Annotated in this window: 17 protein-coding genes and 2 pseudogenes; 17 read left to right on the top strand and 2 right to left on the bottom strand. The window is 63.5% G+C overall.

Annotated elements, in window-relative coordinates:
• Nucleotides 1–51: 51 nt before the first annotated feature.
• Nucleotides 52–1,695, bottom strand: coding sequence for a GMC family oxidoreductase (locus tag FBX99_RS07405; protein ID WP_145131106.1), 1,644 nt, complete (start codon nucleotides 1,693–1,695; stop codon nucleotides 52–54).
• Nucleotides 1,696–1,813: 118 nt separating this feature from the next.
• On the opposite strand from FBX99_RS07405, the gene FBX99_RS07400 reads away from it, so the two are divergent.
• From FBX99_RS07400 to FBX99_RS07385, 4 genes are all read left to right on the top strand, one after another.
• A complete protein-coding gene (locus FBX99_RS07400; protein WP_144925629.1) occupies nucleotides 1,814–2,698 on the top strand; it encodes a LysR family transcriptional regulator in 885 nt (294 codons plus the stop codon).
• A gap of 160 nt (nucleotides 2,699–2,858) precedes the next feature.
• Entirely contained in the window at nucleotides 2,859–3,230 is a 372-nt protein-coding gene (locus tag FBX99_RS07395) for a cytochrome c5 family protein (protein ID WP_144925632.1), read from the top strand.
• Between the two features lie 102 nt (nucleotides 3,231–3,332).
• Nucleotides 3,333–4,631: a D-arabinono-1,4-lactone oxidase gene (locus FBX99_RS07390; RefSeq protein ID WP_371921403.1), complete on the top strand. Its 1,299-nt coding sequence runs from the start codon at nucleotides 3,333–3,335 to the stop codon at nucleotides 4,629–4,631.
• Nucleotides 4,632–4,705: 74 nt separating this feature from the next.
• On the top strand, nucleotides 4,706–5,914 hold the full coding sequence (locus tag FBX99_RS07385) for a DSD1 family PLP-dependent enzyme (RefSeq protein WP_178111867.1): 1,209 nt from the start codon (nucleotides 4,706–4,708) through the stop codon (nucleotides 5,912–5,914).
• A gap of 145 nt (nucleotides 5,915–6,059) precedes the next feature.
• On the opposite strand, the gene FBX99_RS07380 is transcribed toward FBX99_RS07385, so the two are convergent.
• Nucleotides 6,060–7,004, bottom strand: a complete 945-nt coding sequence (locus tag FBX99_RS07380) for a transporter (protein ID WP_144925641.1) — start codon at nucleotides 7,002–7,004, stop codon at nucleotides 6,060–6,062.
• Nucleotides 7,005–7,210: 206 nt separating this feature from the next.
• Between FBX99_RS07380 and FBX99_RS07375 the strand changes: the two genes are divergently transcribed.
• From FBX99_RS07375 to FBX99_RS07310, 13 genes and pseudogenes are all read left to right on the top strand, one after another.
• A complete protein-coding gene (locus tag FBX99_RS07375; RefSeq protein ID WP_144925644.1) occupies nucleotides 7,211–8,251 on the top strand; it encodes an AraC family transcriptional regulator in 1,041 nt (346 codons plus the stop codon).
• Between the two features lie 89 nt (nucleotides 8,252–8,340).
• Nucleotides 8,341–9,093, top strand: a complete 753-nt coding sequence (locus tag FBX99_RS07370; protein WP_144925647.1) for a GntR family transcriptional regulator — start codon at nucleotides 8,341–8,343, stop codon at nucleotides 9,091–9,093.
• Nucleotides 9,090–10,833 (top strand): annotated as a pseudogene (locus tag FBX99_RS07365) (fumarate reductase/succinate dehydrogenase flavoprotein subunit). Before FBX99_RS07370 ends, FBX99_RS07365 begins: the two are co-directional and overlap by 4 nt.
• 25 nt (nucleotides 10,834–10,858) lie before the next feature.
• Entirely contained in the window at nucleotides 10,859–11,104 is a 246-nt protein-coding gene (locus tag FBX99_RS07360; protein ID WP_144925650.1) for a ferredoxin family protein, read from the top strand.
• 251 nt (nucleotides 11,105–11,355) lie between these two features.
• Nucleotides 11,356–12,759: an ABC transporter substrate-binding protein gene (locus FBX99_RS07355; RefSeq protein WP_145131104.1), complete on the top strand. Its 1,404-nt coding sequence runs from the start codon at nucleotides 11,356–11,358 to the stop codon at nucleotides 12,757–12,759.
• 130 nt (nucleotides 12,760–12,889) lie between these two features.
• Nucleotides 12,890–13,672 carry an ABC transporter permease gene (locus FBX99_RS07345; protein WP_144925659.1) on the top strand — a complete coding sequence of 261 codons (783 nt, stop codon included), beginning with the start codon at nucleotides 12,890–12,892 and terminating at the stop codon, nucleotides 13,670–13,672.
• Nucleotides 13,672–14,517, top strand: a complete 846-nt coding sequence (locus tag FBX99_RS07340) for an ABC transporter ATP-binding protein (RefSeq protein ID WP_145131102.1) — start codon at nucleotides 13,672–13,674, stop codon at nucleotides 14,515–14,517. Before FBX99_RS07345 ends, FBX99_RS07340 begins: the two co-directional genes overlap by 1 nt.
• On the top strand, nucleotides 14,514–15,476 hold the full coding sequence (locus FBX99_RS07335; RefSeq protein WP_144925665.1) for a HEAT repeat domain-containing protein: 963 nt from the start codon (nucleotides 14,514–14,516) through the stop codon (nucleotides 15,474–15,476). Before FBX99_RS07340 ends, FBX99_RS07335 begins: the two co-directional genes overlap by 4 nt.
• A pseudogene (locus FBX99_RS07330) lies at nucleotides 15,473–15,742 on the top strand (DUF971 domain-containing protein); the annotation flags it as partial. The gene FBX99_RS07335 and the pseudogene FBX99_RS07330, both read left to right, overlap by 4 nt.
• A gap of 160 nt (nucleotides 15,743–15,902) precedes the next feature.
• Complete coding sequence (lexA, locus tag FBX99_RS07325; RefSeq protein ID WP_144925670.1) at nucleotides 15,903–16,520, top strand: transcriptional repressor LexA; 618 nt, start codon at nucleotides 15,903–15,905, stop codon at nucleotides 16,518–16,520.
• A complete protein-coding gene (gene imuA / locus FBX99_RS07320) occupies nucleotides 16,520–17,149 on the top strand; it encodes a translesion DNA synthesis-associated protein ImuA (RefSeq protein WP_144925673.1) in 630 nt (209 codons plus the stop codon). Before lexA ends, imuA begins: the two co-directional genes overlap by 1 nt.
• Nucleotides 17,150–17,156: 7 nt before the next feature.
• Nucleotides 17,157–18,578 carry a DNA polymerase Y family protein gene (locus FBX99_RS07315; RefSeq protein ID WP_145131100.1) on the top strand — a complete coding sequence of 474 codons (1,422 nt, stop codon included), beginning with the start codon at nucleotides 17,157–17,159 and terminating at the stop codon, nucleotides 18,576–18,578.
• Nucleotides 18,554–21,652, top strand: coding sequence for an error-prone DNA polymerase (locus FBX99_RS07310; protein ID WP_218570864.1), 3,099 nt, complete (start codon nucleotides 18,554–18,556; stop codon nucleotides 21,650–21,652). The genes FBX99_RS07315 and FBX99_RS07310 overlap by 25 nt, the downstream gene beginning before the upstream one ends.
• Nucleotides 21,653–21,670 lie beyond the last annotated feature (18 nt).

The following is a 21,670-nucleotide window of genomic DNA, read 5'->3' as shown; positions in this document are numbered from 1 at the left end:
TGACGCATTCCTTGGGTGACTGCCGCTCCCACAAGGGACCTTGGTTGTTCTTCAGACTGTTGCTGTCTCCTTGGTGCTGACGGTGCTCGTAGCGTTCGTCGCAAGCATCATCCGCGCCGCCTTCTCGGCAATCATCAGCGTCGGCGAGCAGGTATTGCCCGAGGTGATGCGCGGCATGATCGAGGCATCGGCGATGCGCAGGCCCTTGATGCCATGGACACGCAGTTGCGCGTCCACCACTGCGTCACCGTCCTGGCCCATGCGGCAGGTGCCCACCGGATGGAAAATCGTCGTGCCGATGCGGGCGGCGGCCCGATGCAGTTCTTCTTCGCTCTGCAGGTTGGGGCCCGGCAGGTATTCCTTGGGCTTGAAGGCTTGCAGGGCGGGCGCGGCGACGATGCGTCGGGTCAGGCGGATGGCATCGGCGGCGACCCGCAGATCCTCGGGATGGCTCAGGTAATTGGGCTGGATCAGCGGCGCCTCGTGCGGGTCGGCCGAGCGGATGTCTACCCGGCCACGGCTTTGTGGGCGCAGGTCACAGACCGACGCGGTGAACGCCGGGAAGCTGTGCAGGGGCTCGCCGAAGCGTTCCAGGGACAAGGGCTGCACGTGGTATTCGAGGTTGGCCGAGGTCTGCTCCGGCCCCGAGCGGGCGAACGCGCCGAGCTGGCTGGGCGCCATGGACAGGGGGCCGCTGCGGTCATAGAGGTAGCGCAGGCCCATGCTCATCTTGCCCCACAGCGTGCCGGCGATCTGGTTCAGGGTCCGGGCATTTTCCAGCTGGTAGATGAGCCGCAGTTGCAGGTGGTCCTGCAGGTTGCCGCCCACCCCCGGCAGTTCATGCACCACGCCGATTCCCAAGCGCTGCAGCAAGTTGCGCGGACCGATCCCGGAGCGCTGCAGGATACCCGGTGAGCCAATGGCGCCGGCGCACAGGACGATCTCCTTGCGCGCCTTGAAGGTCATGCCTTTGCCTTGCCAGCGGGCGCTGACCGCGTGGGCCCGGTCCTCGCGCAGCAGCACGCGGTCGACTTCGACTTCGGTGAGGACGGTGAGATTGGCGCGCTGGCGAACCGGTTTCAGGAAGGCCTTGGCGGCGTTCCAACGCACTCCGGCTCTCTGATTGACCTGGAAGTAACCGCAGCCTTCATTGTCGCCACTGTTGAAGTCGTCGACATTGGCAATGCCGCTCTGTTCGGCGGCGTTGCGGAAGGCATCAAGGATCGGCCATGACAGGCGCTGGCGTTCGACCCGCCATTCGCCGCTGGCGCCATGCAGTTCAGAGTCCCCGGCGAAGTGGTTTTCGCTTTGCCGGAACAGCGGCAGCACGTCTTTCCAGGCCCAGCCGGCATTGCCCTCGGCGGCCCAGCCGTCGTAGTCCGCGGCCTGGCCGCGCATGTAGATCATGCCGTTGATGGAAGAGCAGCCGCCCAGGACCTTGCCGCGCGGATAGCTCAAGGCACGCCCTTGCAGGCCGGGTTGCGCTTCGGTCTTGAAGCACCAGTCAGTACGCGGGTTACCGATGCAGAACAGGTAGCCGACCGGAATGTGAATCCAGGGATAGTTGTCGCGTCCGCCCGCTTCGAGCAGCAGCACCCGATGCTGGGGATTGGTCGACAGCCGGTTGGCCAGCAGGCATCCGGCAGGGCCGGCGCCCACGATCACGTAATCGTATTCATCGACGACAGGTTGCATCCGCGACCTCTTTTTTTGTTTTTGTCAGAGCCATCGTAGTTGTTAGTTTTCGTTAAAAGAATGTTAGTTTTTGCGCAACAGCTGTGTGTTTATAAACAGCGACGTGCAAGGAACGTTCATGTTCGACTGGAATGACCTGCGGTATTTTCTCGAGCTGCAACGCAGCGGCCGCCTGTTGACCGCGGCGCGGCGGCTGAACACCACCCATGCCACGGTGGCCCGGCACATCGAAGCCATCGAGAAAAGCCTGGGGACCGCACTGTTTGTCCAGCACGCTCAGGGTTATGAACTGACCCCGGCTGGCGAGACGCTGCTCAAGCACGCCGAGGCCATGGAGAACGTGGCGTTGCTGGCCCAAGAGGACATTACCCAGTCCAGTGCGCCCCTGGGCAAGATTCGCCTGGGGGTGACCGAGGGGCTGGGCATCATGTTCCTGGCCAGTCGCATGGACGGCTTGTTTCAGCGCTATCCGGGGCTGGAAGTGGAGCTGGTGGCGGTGCCGCGCTTCGTCAGCATCCTCAACCGCGAGGCGGAAATCAGCATTCACCTCGAACGCCCGGCGGCCGACCTGCTGGTGACCCGCAAACTCACCGACTACAGCCTGGCGCTGTACGCCAGCCAGGCTTATCTGGATCGCTCGCCGCCGCTGCGCAGTCGCGAGGACCTGGCCCGTCACGCCTGGATCGGTTACGTCGATGACCTGCTGTTCAGTCAGGAGCTGATGTTTCTCAACAGCTTTTGTCGCAACCCCAGGGTGGTGTTCCACAGCACCAGCGTCATCGCCCAACAACAGGCCGCGCGCTCAGGGCTAGGGATCGCCGTGCTGCCGTGCTACATGGCCAGCGACGACCCGGCGCTGGTGCCCTTGCTGCCCGACGAAACCCTGCGCCGCAGCTACTGGATCAGCACCCGGCGCGAACTGCACAAGTCCGTGCGCCTGCGGGTGCTGTGGGATTACGTGGTGCAGTTGTGCGAGCGGGAGCAGGGGATTTTACTTCCCTGATCAAGTGCTGCTCTGTGGCATCGATGCTCCCGCACTGTCCGCCCAAGCCCCCTTTTCTGGCCCCCAATGACCTCAAGCCGACACGCCGGCGTGCCTTAACGTGGCAACTGCCAGACCCACAACAAGAAAGGCGCACCCATGCGCCGCCGAGAGGGGCTTTATGTCGGCAACTTTTCCTTCTGTCCTGCTTCAAACCGCGACCCTCACGCTGCTTGGCGCGCTGCTCGCCGGATGCGGCGAAGAGCCCAAGCCGCCTGCGCCCGCGACCCTCAACGCCATGCCCGCCGATGCGGCGCTGGCCCAGGTCTACGACAGCAGTTGCAGACTCTGCCATGCGAACCCCGGCGCCGGGGCGCCCCTGACCGGCGACGCGAATGCCTGGGCGCCGCGGCTGGCCCAGGGCGCCGATACCCTGCTGGACCACGCGATCAACGGCTACAACGGTATGCCGCCGATGGGCTTGTGCATGCACTGTTCCGAAGAGCAGTTCCTGGCCTTGATCGCTTTCATGTCCGGCCAACAATTCCAGTAGCGGGGGCAGACCATGGACTACTCACGACGCCAATGGCTGCAGCGGGCCGGTGTGGTTGCCGCTTTCACGGCGCTCGGCGGCCAGGGCGCCCTGGCCGACCTGATGCGCGCGCCGCGATTAATCCCGTGGCGCAACTGGTCCGGTGCACAGAGTTGCCTGCCGGCTGCGCGGCTGGCGCCCAAGGATCTTGATGAACTGGTACAAATGGTCACCCGTGCCGAAGGACGGATCCGCCCGGTGGGTTCCGGTCACTCCTTCAGCGCCCTGGTGCCCACCGATGGAACCTTGCTGTCCCTGAGTTTTTTCAGCGGCTTGCTGGATCATGACCCGGCCAGCCTGCAAGCCGAGTTCGGCGGCGGTACGCCGATGTCACGCATGGGCCCGGTGCTCAAGGCCATCGGCCAGGCATTGCCGAACATGGCCGACGTCGATTACCAGACCCTGGCCGGCGCCATTGCCACATCGACCCACGGCACCGGCAAAGCCTTCGGCTCGTATGCGTCCCAGGTCGTCGGGCTGCAGTTGGTGACGGCCGGCGGCGAGGTGCTCGATTGTGATGCCAACCGCCATCCCGAGGTTTTCAAAGCGGGGCGCGTGTCACTCGGAGCGCTGGGGCTGGTGACCCGGGTGCGCTTGCAGAACCGCGCCGCCTATCGGTTGCGCGAGCGCCAATGGGTGGCGAAAACCGAAGAACTGCTGGAAGACGTGGAAGCCAATACCCGGGACAACCAGCACTGGGAAATGCAGGTGGTCACCCATTCCGACTATGCGTTGGCGATCGCTCTGAACGAAACCACCGATCCGGCCACGCCACCCATCAGCCCCGAGGAGGAGGGCGGCAACGAATTCGTCACCCTGATCGAGAAACTCGACAAGTACGGCAGCGACTTTCCGGCGATCCGTCGTTCGTTGCTCAACAGCCTGCGACTGGTGGCCGACTTCGACGACCGGGTCGGTGACTCCCATGACATCTATGCCAATGCCCGCACTGTGCGTTTCAACGAAATGGAGTATTCGGTGCCGGCCGAGCATGGACCGGCGTGCCTGCGGGAGATTCTCGCGCTGATCCGCGACAAGGACCTGCGGACCTGGTTTCCCATCGAATACCGCTACGTGAAGGCCGACGACATTCCCTTGAGCATGTTCGAAGGACGGGACAGTTGTTCGATCTCCGTTCACCAGCATTACCAGATGGACCATCACAATTTCTTCGCCGCCATCGAGCCGATCTTCTGGAAGTATCAGGGCCGACCGCACTGGGGGAAGTTGCACTCGCTGAACGCCAGGACACTCCAGGCGCTGTACCCGCGCTGGAACGAATTCACCCAGGTGCGCCAGGCCCTGGATCCCGCTGGAAAATTTCTGAACGGACATCTTTCAACGATCCTGGGGGTGAGCTGATGGCTTTCAATCGTCGTGGTTTGCTCAAGGGCACGTTGGGCGCCGGGGTGTTGCTGGCCGGTGCGGGGGCCTGGCTGCGGCCGGATGACCGGGGCGGGCCGTACAGTGATTATTTCCGTCAGTTGAACCGCGAGCTCAAGGCCCATGGCCCCATGCGTCCGGTGATGCTGATCGACCTGGATCGCCTCGATCACAATATCGATGTGGTGAAGGCTTCGGTCCGGCGCGCGGGCAAGCAGCTGCGGCTGGTAGAGAAGTCCCTGCCTTCGCCCCAATTGCTGAAGTACATCGGTGAGCGGGCCGAGACCCGGCGGTTGATGTCGTTTCACCAGCCGTTTCTCAATCACGATGCAATGCAGTTCCCCGATGCCGATATCCTGCTGGGCAAACCGCTGCCGGTGCGTTCCGCCGAGCTGTTCTATCAGCTTCACAACGGGCCGTTCGACCCGTCGCGTCAGTTGCAGTGGCTGCTGGATACCCCCGAGCGCGTCCAGCAATACCAGGCCCTGGCCCAAGGGCTGGGTACGCGCATGCGGGTCAACATTGAACTGGACGTCGGCTTGCACCGGGGCGGGGTGGCTGATGACGCGAGCCTGGATGCGATGCTCAAGTTGATTCGTGCCCATCCGGCGCAATTGGAGTTCGCCGGGTTCATGGGCTATGACCCATTCGTAGGCATGGGCGTGCCTGAACTGTTGGCGAGCCCTGAAACGCTGTTGGCTCGGGTCATGGCGACCTACACCATGCGAGTAGATTTCCTCCGGTTGCGCTATCCCGACCTGTGGCACCCGGGGCTGACCCTCAATACCGCGGGCAGTCCCAGCTATCGTCTGCATGAACAGGAACGCCTGAGTACCGAAGTGTCGGTGGGCACGGCCATGCTCAAACCCAGTCATTACGACCTGCCATCCCTGAGCGAGCATGTGCCGGCGGCCTACATTGCGACTCCGGTGCTCAAGCGTACCGGCGCGGTGAACATTCCGGCGCTGGACGACAAGTCCCGGATCTTTTCCTGGTGGGACGTGAACCAGCGCGAGACGTTCTTTCTCTACGGTGGCAACTGGATGGCCGATTTCGAATCTCCATCCGGCCTGAAGAGCAACCGCCTTTATGGCCGCAGTTCCAACCAGGAAATGGCCAACGGCTCCGAGGCGGTAGGGCTTGCGGTGGAGGACCAGGTGTTCCTGAGGCCGACCCAGGTCGAGTCGGTGCTGTTGCAGTTCGGTGATCTGCTGGCGGTGCGCGGGGGGCGGATTGTCGAGGCGTGGCCGGTCTATGGCTGATCCACTGTGGTAGTGATCGTTCCCGCGCTCCGCGTGGGAATGCCTCAACGGACGCTCCGCGTTCGGCTCTTGGGACGCGGAGCGTCCCTGGCTGCATTCCCACGCAGAGCGTGGGAACGATCAGAATCAGGTGTTCATCCGAGTTCTATAACTCAAACGGAATACTCAACTTGGCCCAGAGCATCTCGCCTTCGGGGCGGTTCTCTACGTCGAATTCCTTGGCCCAGCGGATCTCGGCGCTGGCGTATTTGAAGAAGGTCAGGTGCAGCGCCGGGCCGATGGCGAAGACCTGGCCGCGCACGCCGTCGTCCACGTCCTGCCCGGCGAATTGCACAGTGTGGCCGAACTGTTTGTCATCGGTGGTCTGCTTGAGATAGTAGCCGTTGAGTCCCACCCTCAGGTTGTCGGTCAGCCGATAGCTGGCGGAATAATCGAAGTGGAAAATCTGCCCCGAGCGGTAGTCGGTGTCCTTGTTCCTCTCGTTGAAGCTGTAGGTGGTTTTCATCGACACCTCGGTGTTTTCCGTGGGCAGCCAGGTGAAGGAGAACAGCGGCTTGTAGGTGTAGAAATTGTTGCTGGTATTGGCCAGTCGATCAGAACTGTATTCGCCGGTGGGCACGGTGATTTCCACGGCGGCGGCCAGGGTCAGGTTCTTGCCCATGTCCCAGAGCACGATCGGGGAAATGGTGGTATCGCCCATTCCCTCACGGGTGTCGCTCATGCCGAACAGCGCGACTTCCTGCTTGATCCAGGGCTGGGCGACATAGATTCCCAGGCGCCCGCCGGCGAATCGCAACGGACTCAGGTAGTCGATACGCGGAATCACCGCCGTGGATTCGATCTCCACCCCCGGCACCTTGCCGCCCAACGAGCTGATGTTGAATGTCCGGGCTTTGTAATGGTTGTAGTAGAGGTTGAACGCGACCATGTTGTCCGGAAGGCTGTCGACCTCCAGTGGCAACACGAAGAAGCCGTCGGTGCCGGTACCGATGTTGTCGACTCCGTTTTCGGTGGCGAGGGCCGGTAGCGCGCAGCTGCAGGCCAGGCCCAGGGTCATTTGCAAGGCGAATGTCGTGCGGATCGGGTTCATGTGAGGCGCTCATTATTATTGTTGGAGGTACACCGAAGGTCCGAGCCATACAAATAAGCCGTTCGCGGCTGACAGGGCAGGGTATTGGCGGCCACACAGGGGACTTGGGCGGCCAGATTTCACCCACCTCTTTCCATGGGGGCATGCTAACGTTTATGAAACAACCGGTTACAAAAAACGCCCCCTAACGTGTCCCGGAACCCGCCATGCAGATGAAAGTCATCGACCCCACTTATGAGCTGGCGCTGGTCTCGCCATTCCTGCTGCAAACCCTGGCCGAAGTCGTCGCGGACAAAGGTTTCGACGCCGTCAGCCTGTGTCGCGGCCTAGGGTTCGGCCTCGATGATCTGCAGGACCCCGCCCAGCGCATTTCCCATCGCCAGGCCGTGGTCATGATCCAACGGGCACTCAGATTGTTGCCGGACCAGGGGCTGGGGCTGTGGGTCGGCGACCGCAACGTGCTTGGTACCCTCGGCCTGCTGGGGCATGTGTTGTCGCTGTGTGAAACCCTGCGCGATGCCTTCGCCCTGGGGATCCGTTACCAGCACACCACCGGTGGCATCGCCGTGACCAGTGTCGAAGAGACCGCCGAGCGGATCATGGTCGACGCGACCTGCCGCTTGCCCTTCGCCGAGGTCCAGGTGTTTGCGGTCGAAGAGTTCTTCGCCAGCCTGATGGTGTATGGACGGGCGCTGGCGGGCCCGGATTTCAGGCCCCAGGCCGTGGAGTTCATGCACGCGGCGCCATCCTACGTCCTGGAGTACCAACGGATCCTGGGACCGGATGTGCGCTTCGGTTGTCGATACAACCGCATGCTGATCGATGTCCGTTGGCTGGACGTGCGCCTGCCCAATCATCATCCGCTGGCCCTGCGCCAGGCATTAGCCTTGCTGGAGCAGGAAGCGGCCGAGGTCCATCAGAAGATCGACCTGATCCAGGCGGTGGAGCGGGCGATTGCCCGGGACCTGACCCGGGGCAGCCACATCGAGAAAATCGCCGGCGACCTCAACATGAGCAGCCGTACCCTGCGACGGCGCCTGACCGAACACAACCTGACGTTCGAAACCCTGCTCGAACAGGTGCGTCGCGGCCGGACGCTGAGCTTGCTGGCCAACCCCGAACTGTCCATCGAGCGCATCACCGAAGAGGTCGGCTACAGCGATGTGCGCAGTTTCCGCCGGGCCTTCCGACGCTGGACCGGCATGAGCCCCAGCGCGTTTCGCAGCGAGGGTGTCAACGCTCGCTAATCTAAGGTTATGTCCAAACAGTATTTCTCAAGCCTTGGACGGCTTCCCTAAGATCACGTCATAACTCGTTATGACAAGTGATCCAGCCCATGTCCGACAACGTGCTTGCCCTCAGCAGCGTTCCGCTGCACACCCAACTGCGCGACGTATTGCGCGCCCGCATCCTCGACGGTGAATACCCCCAAGGCAGCCAGATGCCTTCGGAAAGCGAGCTCGGTACGCTATTTCGCGTCAGCCGCATCACCGTGCGCCAGGCCCTCGGGGATCTGCAGAAGGAAGGGCTGATTTTCAAGATCCACGGCAAAGGCACCTTCGTTGCCAAGCCCAAGACGTTCCAGAACGTCAGCACCCTCCAGGGTCTGGCTGAATCCATGACCGGGCGCGGCTTCGAGGTGATCAACCGCCTGCGCAGTTTCAAATTCATCCCGGCGGACAAGCAGGTGGCCGAGCGTCTGGGCTTGACCGAAGGGGAGATGGTGGCGCAGATCAAACGGGTGCGACTGATCAACCGCGAGCCGGTGTCCCTGGAAATCACCTACCTGCCCAAGGCCTTCGGCGAGCGCCTGGAAAAAGCCGACCTGGTGACCCGTGACATTTTCCTGATCCTGGAAAATGACTGTGCCTTGACCCTGGGGCACGCCGACCTCGCCATCGATGCGGTGTTGGCCGACAGCGATCTGACCCAGGCCCTGGAGGTCGAGCCAGGGTCGCCGATCATGCGCATCGAACGCCTGACCCACGACGCCGATGGCCGGCCGTTGGACTTCGAACATCTCTATTACCGCGGCGATGCTTTCCAGTACCGCTTGCGGATCGACCGGCAGAAAGGGACACAAGCATGACCGACAGCGCTGTGACTGGAAGTATTTTGGAACAGGAATACGACATCGTCGTCATCGGCGGCGGTACGGCCGGACCCATGGCGGCGATCAAAGCCAAGGAGCGCAACCGCGATTTGCGCGTGCTGTTGGTGGACAAGGCCAACGTCAAACGCAGCGGCGCCATCAGCATGGGCATGGACGGTTTGAACAACGCGATCATTCCCGGCCACTCCACACCCGAGCAGTACACCAAGGAAATCACCATCGCCAACGACGGCATCGTCAACCAGGCGGCCGTGTACGCCTATGCGACGCACAGTTTCGAAACCCTCTCGCAACTGGACCGCTGGGGCGTGAAGTTCGAGAAGGACGAAACCGGCGACTACGCGGTGAAAAAAGTCCATCACATGGGCGCCTATGTGCTGCCGATGCCGGAAGGGCACGACATCAAGAAAGTCCTCTATCGCCAATTGAAGCGGGCGCGGGTGAGTATCACCAATCGGCTGGTCTGCACCCGCTTGCTGACGGATGCCGAGGGTGCGGTGAACGGCGTCATGGGCTTCGATTGTCGCACCGCCGACTTCCATGTGATCAAGGCCAAGGCGGTCATTTTGTGTTGCGGCGCGGCGGGGCGTCTGGGCTTGCCGGCCTCCGGCTACCTGATGGGCACTTATGAGAACCCCACCAATGCCGGGGACGGCTATGCCATGGCCTACCATGCCGGTGCCGAACTGGCGAACCTGGAATGCTTCCAGATCAACCCGTTGATCAAGGACTACAACGGCCCGGCCTGCGCCTACGTCACCGGCCCCTTGGGTGGCTACACCGCCAACAACAAAGGCGAACGCTTCATTGAATGCGACTACTGGAGCGGGCAGATGATGTGGGAGTTCCACCAGGAGCTCGAGGGCGGCAATGGCCCGGTGTTCCTCAAGCTCGACCATCTGGCCGAGGAAACGATCCAGAACATCGAGGACATCCTGCACAGCAATGAGCGGCCCAGCCGCGGTCAGTTCCACGCCAACCGCGGCACCGACTACCGCACGCAGATGGTGGAAATGCACGTCTCCGAAATCGGTTTCTGCAGCGGCCATTCGGCCTCGGGCGTATGGGTGAACGAGCGGGCCGAGACGTCGGTCAAGGGGCTGTACTCGGCCGGCGACATGGCGGCTACCGCACAACTACATGCTCGGTGCGTTCACCTACGGTTGGTTTGCCGGCCACAACGCGGCGGATTTCGTGGCCGGCAAGGATTTCTCGGCGCTGGATGCCGCTCAGATCGAGCGGGAAAGAGCCCGCGTCTACGCTCCGCTGAGGCGCGAACACGGCCTGCCGCCGGCCCAGGTGGAGTACAAGCTGCGGCGTTTCGTCAACGACTACCTGCAACCGCCGAAGGTCACCAAAAAGATGCAGATAGGCCTGCAGCGCTTCAGCGATATCCAGCGTGACCTGGACCAGATCAAGGCCCACAACGCTCACGAGTTGATGCGTGCCATGGAGGTCAGTGTGATCCGCGACTGCGCCGAAATGGCCGCCAAGGCCTCGCTGTTTCGTGCCGAAAGCCGTTGGGGGTTGTACCACTACCGGGTCGATCACCCGCAACGCAACGACAGTGAGTGGTTTTGCCATTGTCACCTGAAGAAGGGCGACGACGGCGTGATGACCTCATTCAAGAAAGCGGTCGAGCCCTACATCATCGCCCTTGATGCCGACGAACTGCAGGCTTACGAGCGGCTGCGGGTCGGCGCCGACGCGGCGTGAACCGTCCACCCAGAGAGAACGCCCCATGGCTTATCAACCCCAGGAAATCTTCTTCCGCTCCAATGCCCCCGTCACCGTGGACGAGGACAAATGCATCGCCCACAAGGGCTGCACCGTGTGCGTCGATGTCTGCCCCATGGACCTGCTGGCGATCAACCCGGCGACCCAGAAGGCCTACATGGCGTTCGATGAATGCTGGTACTGCATGCCCTGTGAAAATGACTGCCCGACGGGGGCGGTGAAGGTGGAGATTCCTTACTTGCTGCGTTGACCGAGACACCGCTAATCGCGAGCAGGCTCGCTCCCACAGTGGATGTGTGGTGGACGCCGGACTTGTGAACGCCTGAGAACAATTGTGGGAGCGAGCCTGCTCCGGGCGGCGATCCGACGATGGGGCCAGCCCAGCCACTACAAAGCCATCCGGCCACCCCCGGACGCCCGATCAAAAACACCCCTCGTTTCCCACCGTGCACAGATCACGGCGGAGACGAACCTCCTATACATGATTCGAGGGGAATCCCCATGTTGCGTGCAGCGCTGGCCGGTCTGGTACTGGCTTCATTGACCTTGTCTGCCCAGGCAGAAACCATCCGTATCGCCATCGGCACCCAGGACACCACCATCAACTGCGCCGCCGGCGGGTTGCTGATCCGTGAGCTGGGCCTGCTGGACAAATACCTGCCCCATGACGGTGCCTATAAAGACGCCCGGTACGATATCCAGTGGAAGAACTTCACCAGCGGTGCGCCCCTGACCAACGAGATGGTCGCCGGCAAACTCGACTTCGGTGCCATGGCCGACTTCCCCGGCGCATTCAACGGCGTGGCATTTGAAACCGCCGGCAGGCACAGCCTGTTCATCAGCGTGCTGTCGGGCAGCATCCAGGGCAGTGGCAATGGCATCGTCGTCCCCTGCGCGTCTGGGGTACAGTCCCTGGCCGAACTGAAGGGCAAGACCATCTCCGTGCCGTTTGCGTCCACGGCTCACGGCATGTTGCTGCGCGCCGTGGCGGCCCAGGGCTGGGATCCGCTCAGGGATGTGAGCATCATCGCCCAGCCGCCGGAAGTCGCCGGCTCGGCTTTGCAGGCCGGCAAGATCGACGCCCACGCCGACTTCGTGCCGTTCGCCGAACTGTTCCCCAGCCGGGGGTTTGCCCGCAAGATCTACGACGGTGCCCAGGCCGGCGCGCCGACGTTCCATGGGGCGTTGGTGGACCAGGCCTATGCCAGGAAATACCCGGAAATCGTCGTCGCTTACCTGCGTGCAACCCTCGAGGCCAACCAGTTGCTGGCCGCAGAGCCGGAGAAGTACAGCGAGCTGATCGCCCAGGTCACGGGGGTGGATGCCGAGGTCAACTATCTGTTCCACGGGCCGCTGGGCGTGCAGACCCGTGACCTGACCTGGAAGCCGGAATACCGGCAAGCCGTCGGCACGGCAATCGATACCCTCAAGCTGTTGAAAAAAGCCGATCGCGGCCTGGACCTTAATACGTTCATCGATGACCAGTACATCCGTGCCGCATTCAAGGCCTCGAACCTGGATTACGACGCGCAACTGGGGCACTACGCCCAGACACCCTTGAGCGGCGCCGATGCTTCGACGGGGCAGGCGATTACCGACTTCAGCCGCGTGGCCGAGATCTGGGTGCGTGGCGAGCCGAAAGTGCGTCACTACGCCTCGGCGCAATCGGCTTTCGCCGCCCTGGCGGGCCTCAAGCAGGAAGGCAAGGGCATCCGTGCGGTCTATGCCCAGGCCAGCGACAGCGGGATCAAGTTGCTGGCCGAGCAGGCCTGGTTCGCCAGTGATGCCCAGGGCCGGCTCAGCGCCTTTCTGTTGAAGGGGCAGGCCGAGCAATTCGCTACGGCCCAGGGCGGCAAGATTTTGGACTTTACCGAAGCGACTGCTCAGGCTGTCGCAGCCCGATAAAGCTGACCAATAACCTGTGGGAGCGGGCTTGCTCGCGAATGCGGTCTGACATTCAACACTGATGTCGACTGAACCACCGCTTTCGCGAGCAAGCCCGCTCCCACAGGGATCTCGGTTGAGAGGAAAAGTTGTGTCCCGATCTTATTTTCGCTGGCTTCTGCGAGCCGCTTCCCTGTTGCTCTGCCTGCTGTTCTGGCAGCTCGCTGCAACTCTCCACTGGGACCTCGGTCTGGTGACCTTCGCCAACGTCCCGACGCCACTGGCCGTGATCCAGGCTGCGCTTGGGCTGGGGGAATCGGGCAATCTCGCCCGGCATCTGGGCAGCAGCCTGGGCCGGGTCTTTGCCGGTTATGGCGCGGCGGTGTCGATCGGTGTGGCCGTGGGGCTCGCCATTGGTCGTTCGAAATGGGCCGAAGACCTGCTGCTGCCGCCCCTGGAAGTCCTGCGCCCGATTCCGGCAGTGGCCTGGATTCCTTTGGCAATCCTGATGTTTCCCTCGTCGGAACTGTCGATGGTGTTCATCACTTTCACCGGCGCGTTGTTTCCGATCCTGCTCAACACCGTGCATGGCGTCGAAGGCGTGGACCGGCGGCTGATCGCGTCGGCCAAAAGCCTGGGGGCCGGGCGCCGGGCGATCCTGCAGGAAGTGATTCTGCCGGGTGCGGCGCCGAGCATCATCACCGGCCTGGCCATCGGCATGGGCACGTCCTGGTTCTGCCTGGTGACGGCGGAAATGATCGCCGGCCAGTACGGCATCGGCTACTACACCTGGGCTTCCTACACCGTGCAGAACTACCCCGACATCGTGGTCGGCATGCTGCTCATCGGTGTGCTGGGCATGGGCAGCAGTGTGTTGATCAAGCGCCTGGGCGGGTTGTTCACGCCTTGGCATCGACGCCGAGGAAAAGCCTGATGAGTGTCATGCAAGCGCCCGAAGGGCGCATCGATATCCGCCAATTGTCCATTGTTCTTGGCACGGGAGCCCAGGCCTTCGAAGCTGTCCAGGGTCTCGATTGCCAGATCGAAGCGGGCCAGTTCGTCTGTGTCCTGGGGCCTTCCGGGTGCGGAAAATCCACGCTGCTCGGGGCCTTGGCCGGGCATCTGCAACCGCGTACCGGCACCCTGGATGTCGACGGTGTGTCGGTGTCCGGTCCGTCGCCCCAGCGGGGCATGGTGTTCCAGCAACACACGTTGTTTCCCTGGCGCAGTGTGCGCGACAACGTCGCTTTCGGCCTGAAGATGCGCGGTCTCGGCAAGGCCGAGCGATACCGTGCCGCCGATGAGATCCTGGCGCTGGTGGGGCTGGAAGGCTTTGCCGGGCATTGGCCGGACCAGCTCTTCGGGGGGATGCAGCAACGGGTGGAAATTGCCCGGGTGCTGGTCAATCGCCCGCGGCTGCTGCTGATGGACGAGCCCTTCGGCGCGCTGGATGCCCTGACCCGGTTGCGCATGCAGGAACTGCTCTTGGACATCTGGACGCGCATCCGCACCACCGTGGTGTTCGTCACCCATGACATCGATGAGGCGTTGTTCCTGGCTGACCGCTTGCTGGTGATGAGTCCGCGCCCTGGCCGGATCATCGAGGACCTGCGGCTGGATTTTGCCCGTCCACGCACGACGGAGCTGGTGACCCACCCCGAGTTCACCCGTTTGAAACGCCACTGCCTCGAGCTGCTGCACTATGCAGAGGGCCGGCAATTGCCGCGCCTCAATCCTCTCGGGCTTCCTGAAACCTCCTTGCCGCGATTTGCCTTATGACCTCTTTATTCGAAAACACCGACAACGACGATATTCTCCTCCTGCAACCGCGGCTGACTGACGACGATCCCGGTGTGCGCCGTATTGCCTTGATTGAACTGGCTGAGCTTGAGGAGCCCGAAGGCTTGTCGTGGCTGGTGGACCGCCTGGACCGGGATCCCAGTGCCGAAGTGCGGGCCGAAGCTGCGCGCCTGCTTGAGGCCTGGGAAGATGCCGCAGTGGTCGAGGCCTTGTGCCGGGCCCTGACCGATCCGTGTCCAACCGTACAGAGTGCTGCCGCGCAGAGCCTGAGCCTGCTCAAGAGCGAGGCGGCGGGGAGGGTGATCCTGCCCTGGGTCGCCCATGGGGACGTCAGCGTGCGGGTCGCCGCGTTCAGGGCCTTGCGCGAGTTGCGCCTGACGGACGCAGCACCGGCTGCAATCGCGGCCCTGGCCGATAGTGATGCCGGCGTGCGCCGCGAGGCTGTCGGAGTGCTCGGTTGGCTCAAGCATCTCGACGCCTTGCCGGCCCTGGCAAGGCTTGCCAGTGACGATGCCGACAGCGAAGTGCGTCGAGCCGCCACCGGCGCCCTGGGCCTGGCTTCGGACCCACAGGTCTTGCCGGCGCTGTGCCGGGCGCTGCGCGACCCGATCTGGTCAGTGCGCGAAGAGGCGGCCACCACCTTGGGCAAGGTCGGCCACAGCGAGGCCGGCCCGGCTCTGATCGATGCCCTGGGTGACGATTATTGGCAGGTGCGTCTGCGGGCCACCCGCAGCCTTGGCCGCTTGCGCTACGCCCCGGCGTTGCAACCCTTGATCGCTACCCTGGGGCATCGCATCGGCAATCTGCGCAAGGAGGCGGCCCTGGCGTTGGGCGAACTGGCCGATAGTAATGCCATCCCGGCCTTGCAGGCCGCTCAGGACGATGGCGACCCTGAAGTGCGCAAGGCCGTGCGTATTGCCTTGGAGCAGTTGCGATGAATCCGCTGGCGATTGGTAATTCCCAGGCTAAAGGGCAATTGCACCTGGATTGGCCCGATGGTCGTGAACAACGGCTGGAGCATGCTGAATTGCGCCGTCAATGTCCTTGCTCGCAATGCCGGGCGTTTCGCCTGCGGGGGCTGGTGGTGCAGGTTGATCCGCGGATTCGGGTGGTTGCGGTCAATGCTCAGGGGTATGGGGTTCAGTTGGTGTTCAGTGATGGGCATGAGCGGGGGATTTATCCATGGGCTTACCTGGCTGGACTGAACACTGACTGTGGGAGCGGGCTTGCTCGCGAAGACGTCGGCACCTCCAGCATTTCTTTGACGGACACACCGCTTTCGCGAGCAAGCCCGCTCTCACAGGGATGTGCATGACTGTGAACTGACTGGCGGCGCTTGTCAGAAAAAACCGACAGGAGTACAAATGTACTCCATGACGACTCTCACTCCCCGCCGCTCCGCCATCCTGACCTTCATCCGCGACCGTATCGCTGAGCAGGGCCAGCCACCCAGCCTCGCTGAAATCAGCGAGGCGTTCGGTTTCGCCTCCCGCAGCGTAGCGCGCAAGCATGTACTGGCGCTGACCGAAGCCGGTTTTATCGAAGTCAATCCGCATCAGGCCCGGGGCATCCGCTTGCTGAACCAGCCGCCGCGTCCCGAGCTGCTCGACGTGCCGGTGCTGGGGCGAGTGGCCGCCGGCCGGCCGATCGGTGCCGATGCCGAGGTCCACGACCGCCTGATGCTGGACCCGGCGATTTTCACCAAGGCGCCGGATTATCTGCTGCGGGTCCAGGGTGACTCGATGATCGGCGACGGCATTCTCGACGGTGACCTGGTGGGTGTCCAGCGCACGCCCCAGGCCGCGAACGGACAGATCGTGGTGGCGCGGCTCGACGGTGAAGTCACCATCAAGCGTTTCGAGCGCGTCGGCGAGCGGGTGCGCTTGTTGCCACGCAATCCGGCCTATCAGCCGATCATCGTCGAGGCCGACCAGGACCTGGCGATAGAAGGGGTGTTCTGTGGCTTGTTGAGGCAAGGCTGATGGGCGCGGTCGTTGCTCTGGACACGCTGTTCAATGGCGGCCAGGTCTGGAAAGGCCGGCCTGCGCCTCCGGCCGCCAGCCCGCAACCCACCGGCCATGCCGCGCTGGACGCGGCGTTGCCCAGTGGCGGCTGGCCGGAAGCGGCGCTGACGGAAATCCTCCTCGCGGCGCCGGGCCTGGGTGAGTTGCAACTGGTGTGGCCGACCCTGGCGCGATTGTCTGCGCAAGGGGAGCGAATCGTGCTGGTGGCACCGCCGTTCGTACCCTATCCCCAGGCCTGGCAGGGTGCCGGGGTGGACCTGAGCCAACTGTCGGTGATCCGGGCCGGTGAGCGCGATGCTCTGTGGGCCACCGAACAATGCTTGCGTTCGGGCAGTTGCGGGGCGGTCTTGTGCTGGCCTCGCCAGGCGGACGATCGTGCCTTGCGCCGCCTGCAAGTGGCCGCGGAAACCGGCCAGACCCTGGCGTTCGCCTGGCGGCCGATCCAGGAAGCCATCAATCCGTCACCGGCGGCCCTGCGCATCGCCATCGATGCCGGGCCTGGGCAGCTGCGGGTGCTTAAATGCCGAGGTGGGTTGGTCCGGCCGGCACCGATTGCCTTTGCCTACGCCACGCCAACAGGGCATTGAGGTTGCGATGCGCTGGGTCTGCATTCTCTTTCCGCAATTGGCGCTGGACGCCGCGCTGCGTCAGCGCCCCGATCCCGAGGAGCCCCTGGCGCTGTTGACCGGTCCGGCCCAACGTCGGGTGCTGCAAGCGGTCAACGATCCCGCCCGGGCCCTGGGCCTGCGTCCCGGCCAGACCATGACCGCCGCCCAGGCCCTGAGCAAAGGCTTTGCCACCGCCGAATATGATGCAGCGCAGATCGAGCACTGGCAGCAATTTCTCGCCGCCTGGGCCTATCGATTCAGCTCCCAGGTCAGTGTGCATTACCCGCGCACGGTGCTGTTCGAGATCGAGTCGAGCCTGGGCCTGTTCGGGCCCTGGCCGGTCTTCGAGGCACGGCTGCGGGCCGAACTGACCGAACTGGGCTTTCGTCATCGCATCGTCGCGGCCCCGAACCCGGTGGCGGCGCGGGTGCTCGCCAATGCCCATGATGCCCTGGTGGTACCGGATGCCGAGCGCCTGCAACAGTGCCTGGGACAGATGCCGGTGGATCGGATCGGCCTGCCCCCCGACGTCGCCACGGCGTTGTCGCGCATGGGGTTGCGCTGCCTGGAACAGGTCCAGGCCTTGCCCCGGCACACGCTGGCACGGCGCTTCGAAGCACAGGTCCTCAAGCATCTCGACGCATTGATCGGCAGTCGCACCCTGGCGCTGTCGTTCTACCTGCCGCCTGATCGTTTCGATGTGCGCATCGAACTCAACTACGACGTCCAGTCCCATCAGGCGCTGTTGTTCCCGTTACGCCGGTTGACCGGTGACCTGTCGGCCTTCCTGTGCGGTCGCGACAGTGGCGTGCAGCGATTCGACCTGCACCTGGAACACGCCGGGTTGCCGGACACGATCATCAAGGTCGGCCTGCTCAGTGCCGAGCGGGACCCTTCGATGCTCTTCGAACTGGCCCGTGGCCGTTTGGAACAGGTGCAGGTCGAGGCGCCGGTGCGTGGCTTTCGCTTGTGTGCCGAAGATTTGCCGAGTTTCGTGCCCCAGCGCCTGGAGCTGTTCGACGAACGTCCCCAGCAGTCCTTGCCCTGGGAGCAACTGCGGGAACGGTTGCGCGCACGGCTGGGGGACGACGCGGTGCAGGGCCTGGGGTTTCGCGACGACCATCGGCCTGAATGCGCCTGGCAGATGACGCCTCAGACCCGGCTCCAGCCTTGCGTGGCGCGCAGCGCTGTGCAGCGTCCCGGCTGGCTGCTGGACGAGCCCCAGGCGTTGCCGGAAGGCCTGGCGCGCGTCCTCATGGGGCCGGAGCGCATCGAGACCGGCTGGTGGGACGGCGCCGACGTGCGCCGCGATTACTACCTGGTCGAAACCCGTGCGGGGCAACGGGGCTGGGCCTATCGGCCGGTGGGCGAGGGCGGGCCGTTGTGGTTGCAGGGTTGGTTCGCATGAACGTCGACTATGCCGAGCTGCATTGCCTGTCGAATTTCAGTTTCCAGCGCGGTGCCTCCAGTGCATTGGAACTGTGTCGCCGGGCCAGTCAGCAAGGTTACCGGGCCCTGGCGATCACCGACGAGTGCACCTTGGCCGGCATCGTGCGGGCCTGGCAAGCGGCCAAGGAATTGAACCTGGCGTTGATCGTCGGCAGCGAGATCCAGATCGAGAACGGCCCGAAGCTGGTGCTGCTGGTGGAAAATCTCGAAGGCTATCAAGCCTTGTGCCGGTTGATCACCCGTGCCCGCCGTCGTAGCGAGAAGGGCCGTTATCGCATCGTACGGGAAGACTTCGACGAGCCCTGGCCTGGGTTGCTGGCACTGTGGGTGCCCGATGGCAACGACGTCGAGGAGCAGGGCCGCTGGCTTCAGTCGATCTTCGCCGGGCGCCTGTGGCTGTCGGTGCAGTTGCACTGCGGCCAGGACGACCGGCGTCGCCTGGCCGACTTGTTGGCGCTGGCGGACCGCCTGGCGCTGCCTGCCGTCGCCACGGGCGATGTGCACATGCACGTGCGCGGTCGTCGTGCCTTGCAGGACACCATGACCGCCATCCGGCATCACGTCACGGTGGCCGAGGCCGGCCAGCGCCTGCACCCCAACGGCGAGCGTCATCTGCGCAGTCGCAAGGATCTGGCCGATCTCTATCCGCGCAGGTTGCTCGATGAAACCCTGGCGATCGCCCGGCGTTGTACTTTCGACCTGGGTCAGTTGCGCTATGAATATCCGCGTGAGTTGGTGCCCGAGGGGCACGATCCGGCATCGTGGCTGCGGGAACTGACCCAGCGGGGCATGCGCGAACGTTGGAAAAAAGGGGTGGACGATAAGGTCCGGGAACAGATCGACAAAGAATTGGAATTGATCGCCGAGCTGGGCTACGACAGCTACTTCCTCACCGTGCAGGACATCGTCAACTTCGCCCGCCAGCGCAACATTCTTTGCCAGGGGCGTGGTTCGGCGGCCAACTCGGCGGTGTGTTATGCACTGGGCATTACCGAAATCGACCCGAGCCGAACCAACCTGTTGTTCGAACGCTTCCTGTCGCGAGAGCGCAACGAGCCGCCGGACATCGACGTGGACTTCGAACATGAACGCCGCGAAGAGGTGCTGCAATACGTCTTCCAGCGCTACGGTCGCCATCGCGCGGCGCTGACGGCTGTGGTCAGCAGTTACCATGGCGCCGGGGCGGTGCGGGACGTCGCCAAGGCCTTGGGCCTGCCGCCGGATCAGGTCAATGCATTGGCCGACTGTTGCGGTCGCTGGAGCGACGAGGCGCCACCCGTGGAGCGTCTGCGCGAGGGCGGTTTCGACCCGGACTCCCCGATCTTGCGCCGGGTATTGAGCCTGACCCAGCAACTGATCGGCTTTCCCCGGCACCTGTCCCAGCACCCCGGCGGCTTCGTGATTTCCGAACAGCCCCTGGACACCCTGGTACCGGTGGAAAACGCCGCCATGGCCGAGCGCACCATCATCCAGTGGGACAAGGACGACCTGGATGCGGTCGGGCTGCTCAAGGTGGATATCCTGGCCCTGGGCATGCTCAGCGCGATTCGCCGGTGTTTTGATCTGATCGAGCGCTATCGGGGAGAGCGATACACCTTGGCGGGTTTGCCCAGGGATGATGTGGCCACTTTCGAGATGATCAGCCGTGCGGACACCATCGGTGTGTTTCAGATTGAATCACGGGCGCAGATGGCGATGTTGCCCCGGCTCAGGCCCGAGAATTTCTATGACCTGGTGATCGAAGTGGCGATCGTGCGGCCGGGGCCGATCCAGGGCGGCATGGTGCATCCGTACCTGAAACGGCGAAACAAAGAGGAACCTGTCACCTATCCTTCGGAGAAATTGAAGACAGTGCTCGGGCGTACCCTGGGCATTCCGTTGTTCCAGGAGCAGGTCATGCAGATCGCCATCGTGGCGGCCGACTATACCGCCGGCGAAGCGGACCAGTTGCGTCGCTCCATGGCCGCCTGGAAACGTCACGGCGGGCTTGAACCGCACCGTCTACGCCTGGCAGAGGGGATGGATCGCAACGGCTATACCCCCGAATTCGCCGCGCAGATCTTCGAGCAGATCAAGGGCTTCGGCAACTACGGTTTCCCTGAGTCCCACGCCGCCAGCTTCGCCTTGCTGACTTACGCCAGCAGTTGGCTCAAGTGCCACGAGCCGGCAGCGTTCGCCTGCGCCCTGATCAACAGCTGGCCCATGGGGTTCTACAGCCCGGACCAGATCCTGCAGGATGCCCGCCGGCATCAATTGCAGATCCGTCCGGTGGACGTGCGCGCCAGTGATTGGGATTGCAGTCTCGAACCCCAGGAAGGTCGGCAACCGGCTATTCGCATGGGCTTGCGCCTGATCAAGGGCTTTCGTGAAGACGACGCCCGGCGTATCGAGGCAGCCCGTCGACAGCGGGCATTCACTGACGTGGCCGACCTGGGCGAGCGCGCGCAACTCGATGTCCGGGCCCAGGAGCAGTTGGCCGACGCCGGGGCCTTGCGTGGCCTGGTCGGTGATCGCCATCGTGCACGCTGGGAAGTGGCCGGCGTGCAGAAGCAATTGGGTCTGTTTGCCGGTTTGCCCAGTCAGGAGGAACCGCCGGTGAATCTGCCCAAGCCTTCGCTGGGGGAGGACTTGTTTGCCGACTACGCCACCCTAGGCACAACACTGGGCCCTCATCCGCTGGCCTTGCTGCGCCCTGAACTGCGTGCCCGACGCTGTCGCAGCTCCCGGGAGTTGCAGGAGGTGGAACATGGCCGCAACGTCAGCGTCGCCGGCCTGGTCACCGGTCGCCAGCGCCCCGGTACGGCCAGTGGGGTGACCTTCGTCACTCTGGAAGATGAATTCGGCAACCTCAACGTGGTGGTCTGGCGCGACCTGGCGGAGCGCCAACGCAAAGTGCTGGTGGGCTCGCAATTGCTTCGGGTCGACGGGCGCTGGGAAAGCGTCGGTGAAGTCCGTCATCTGATTGCCGGGCGCTTGAGCGACCTGACCGGGCTGCTGGCGGGTATCAACGTGCGCAGCCGCGATTTTCGCTGAGCCCGTTTGCCATCTGGC

Source organism: Pseudomonas sp. SJZ074 (genome assembly GCF_007828215.1).
Taxonomy (GTDB): Bacteria; Pseudomonadota; Gammaproteobacteria; order Pseudomonadales; family Pseudomonadaceae; genus Aquipseudomonas.
This window is presented reverse-complemented; position numbering and strand designations above follow the sequence as displayed.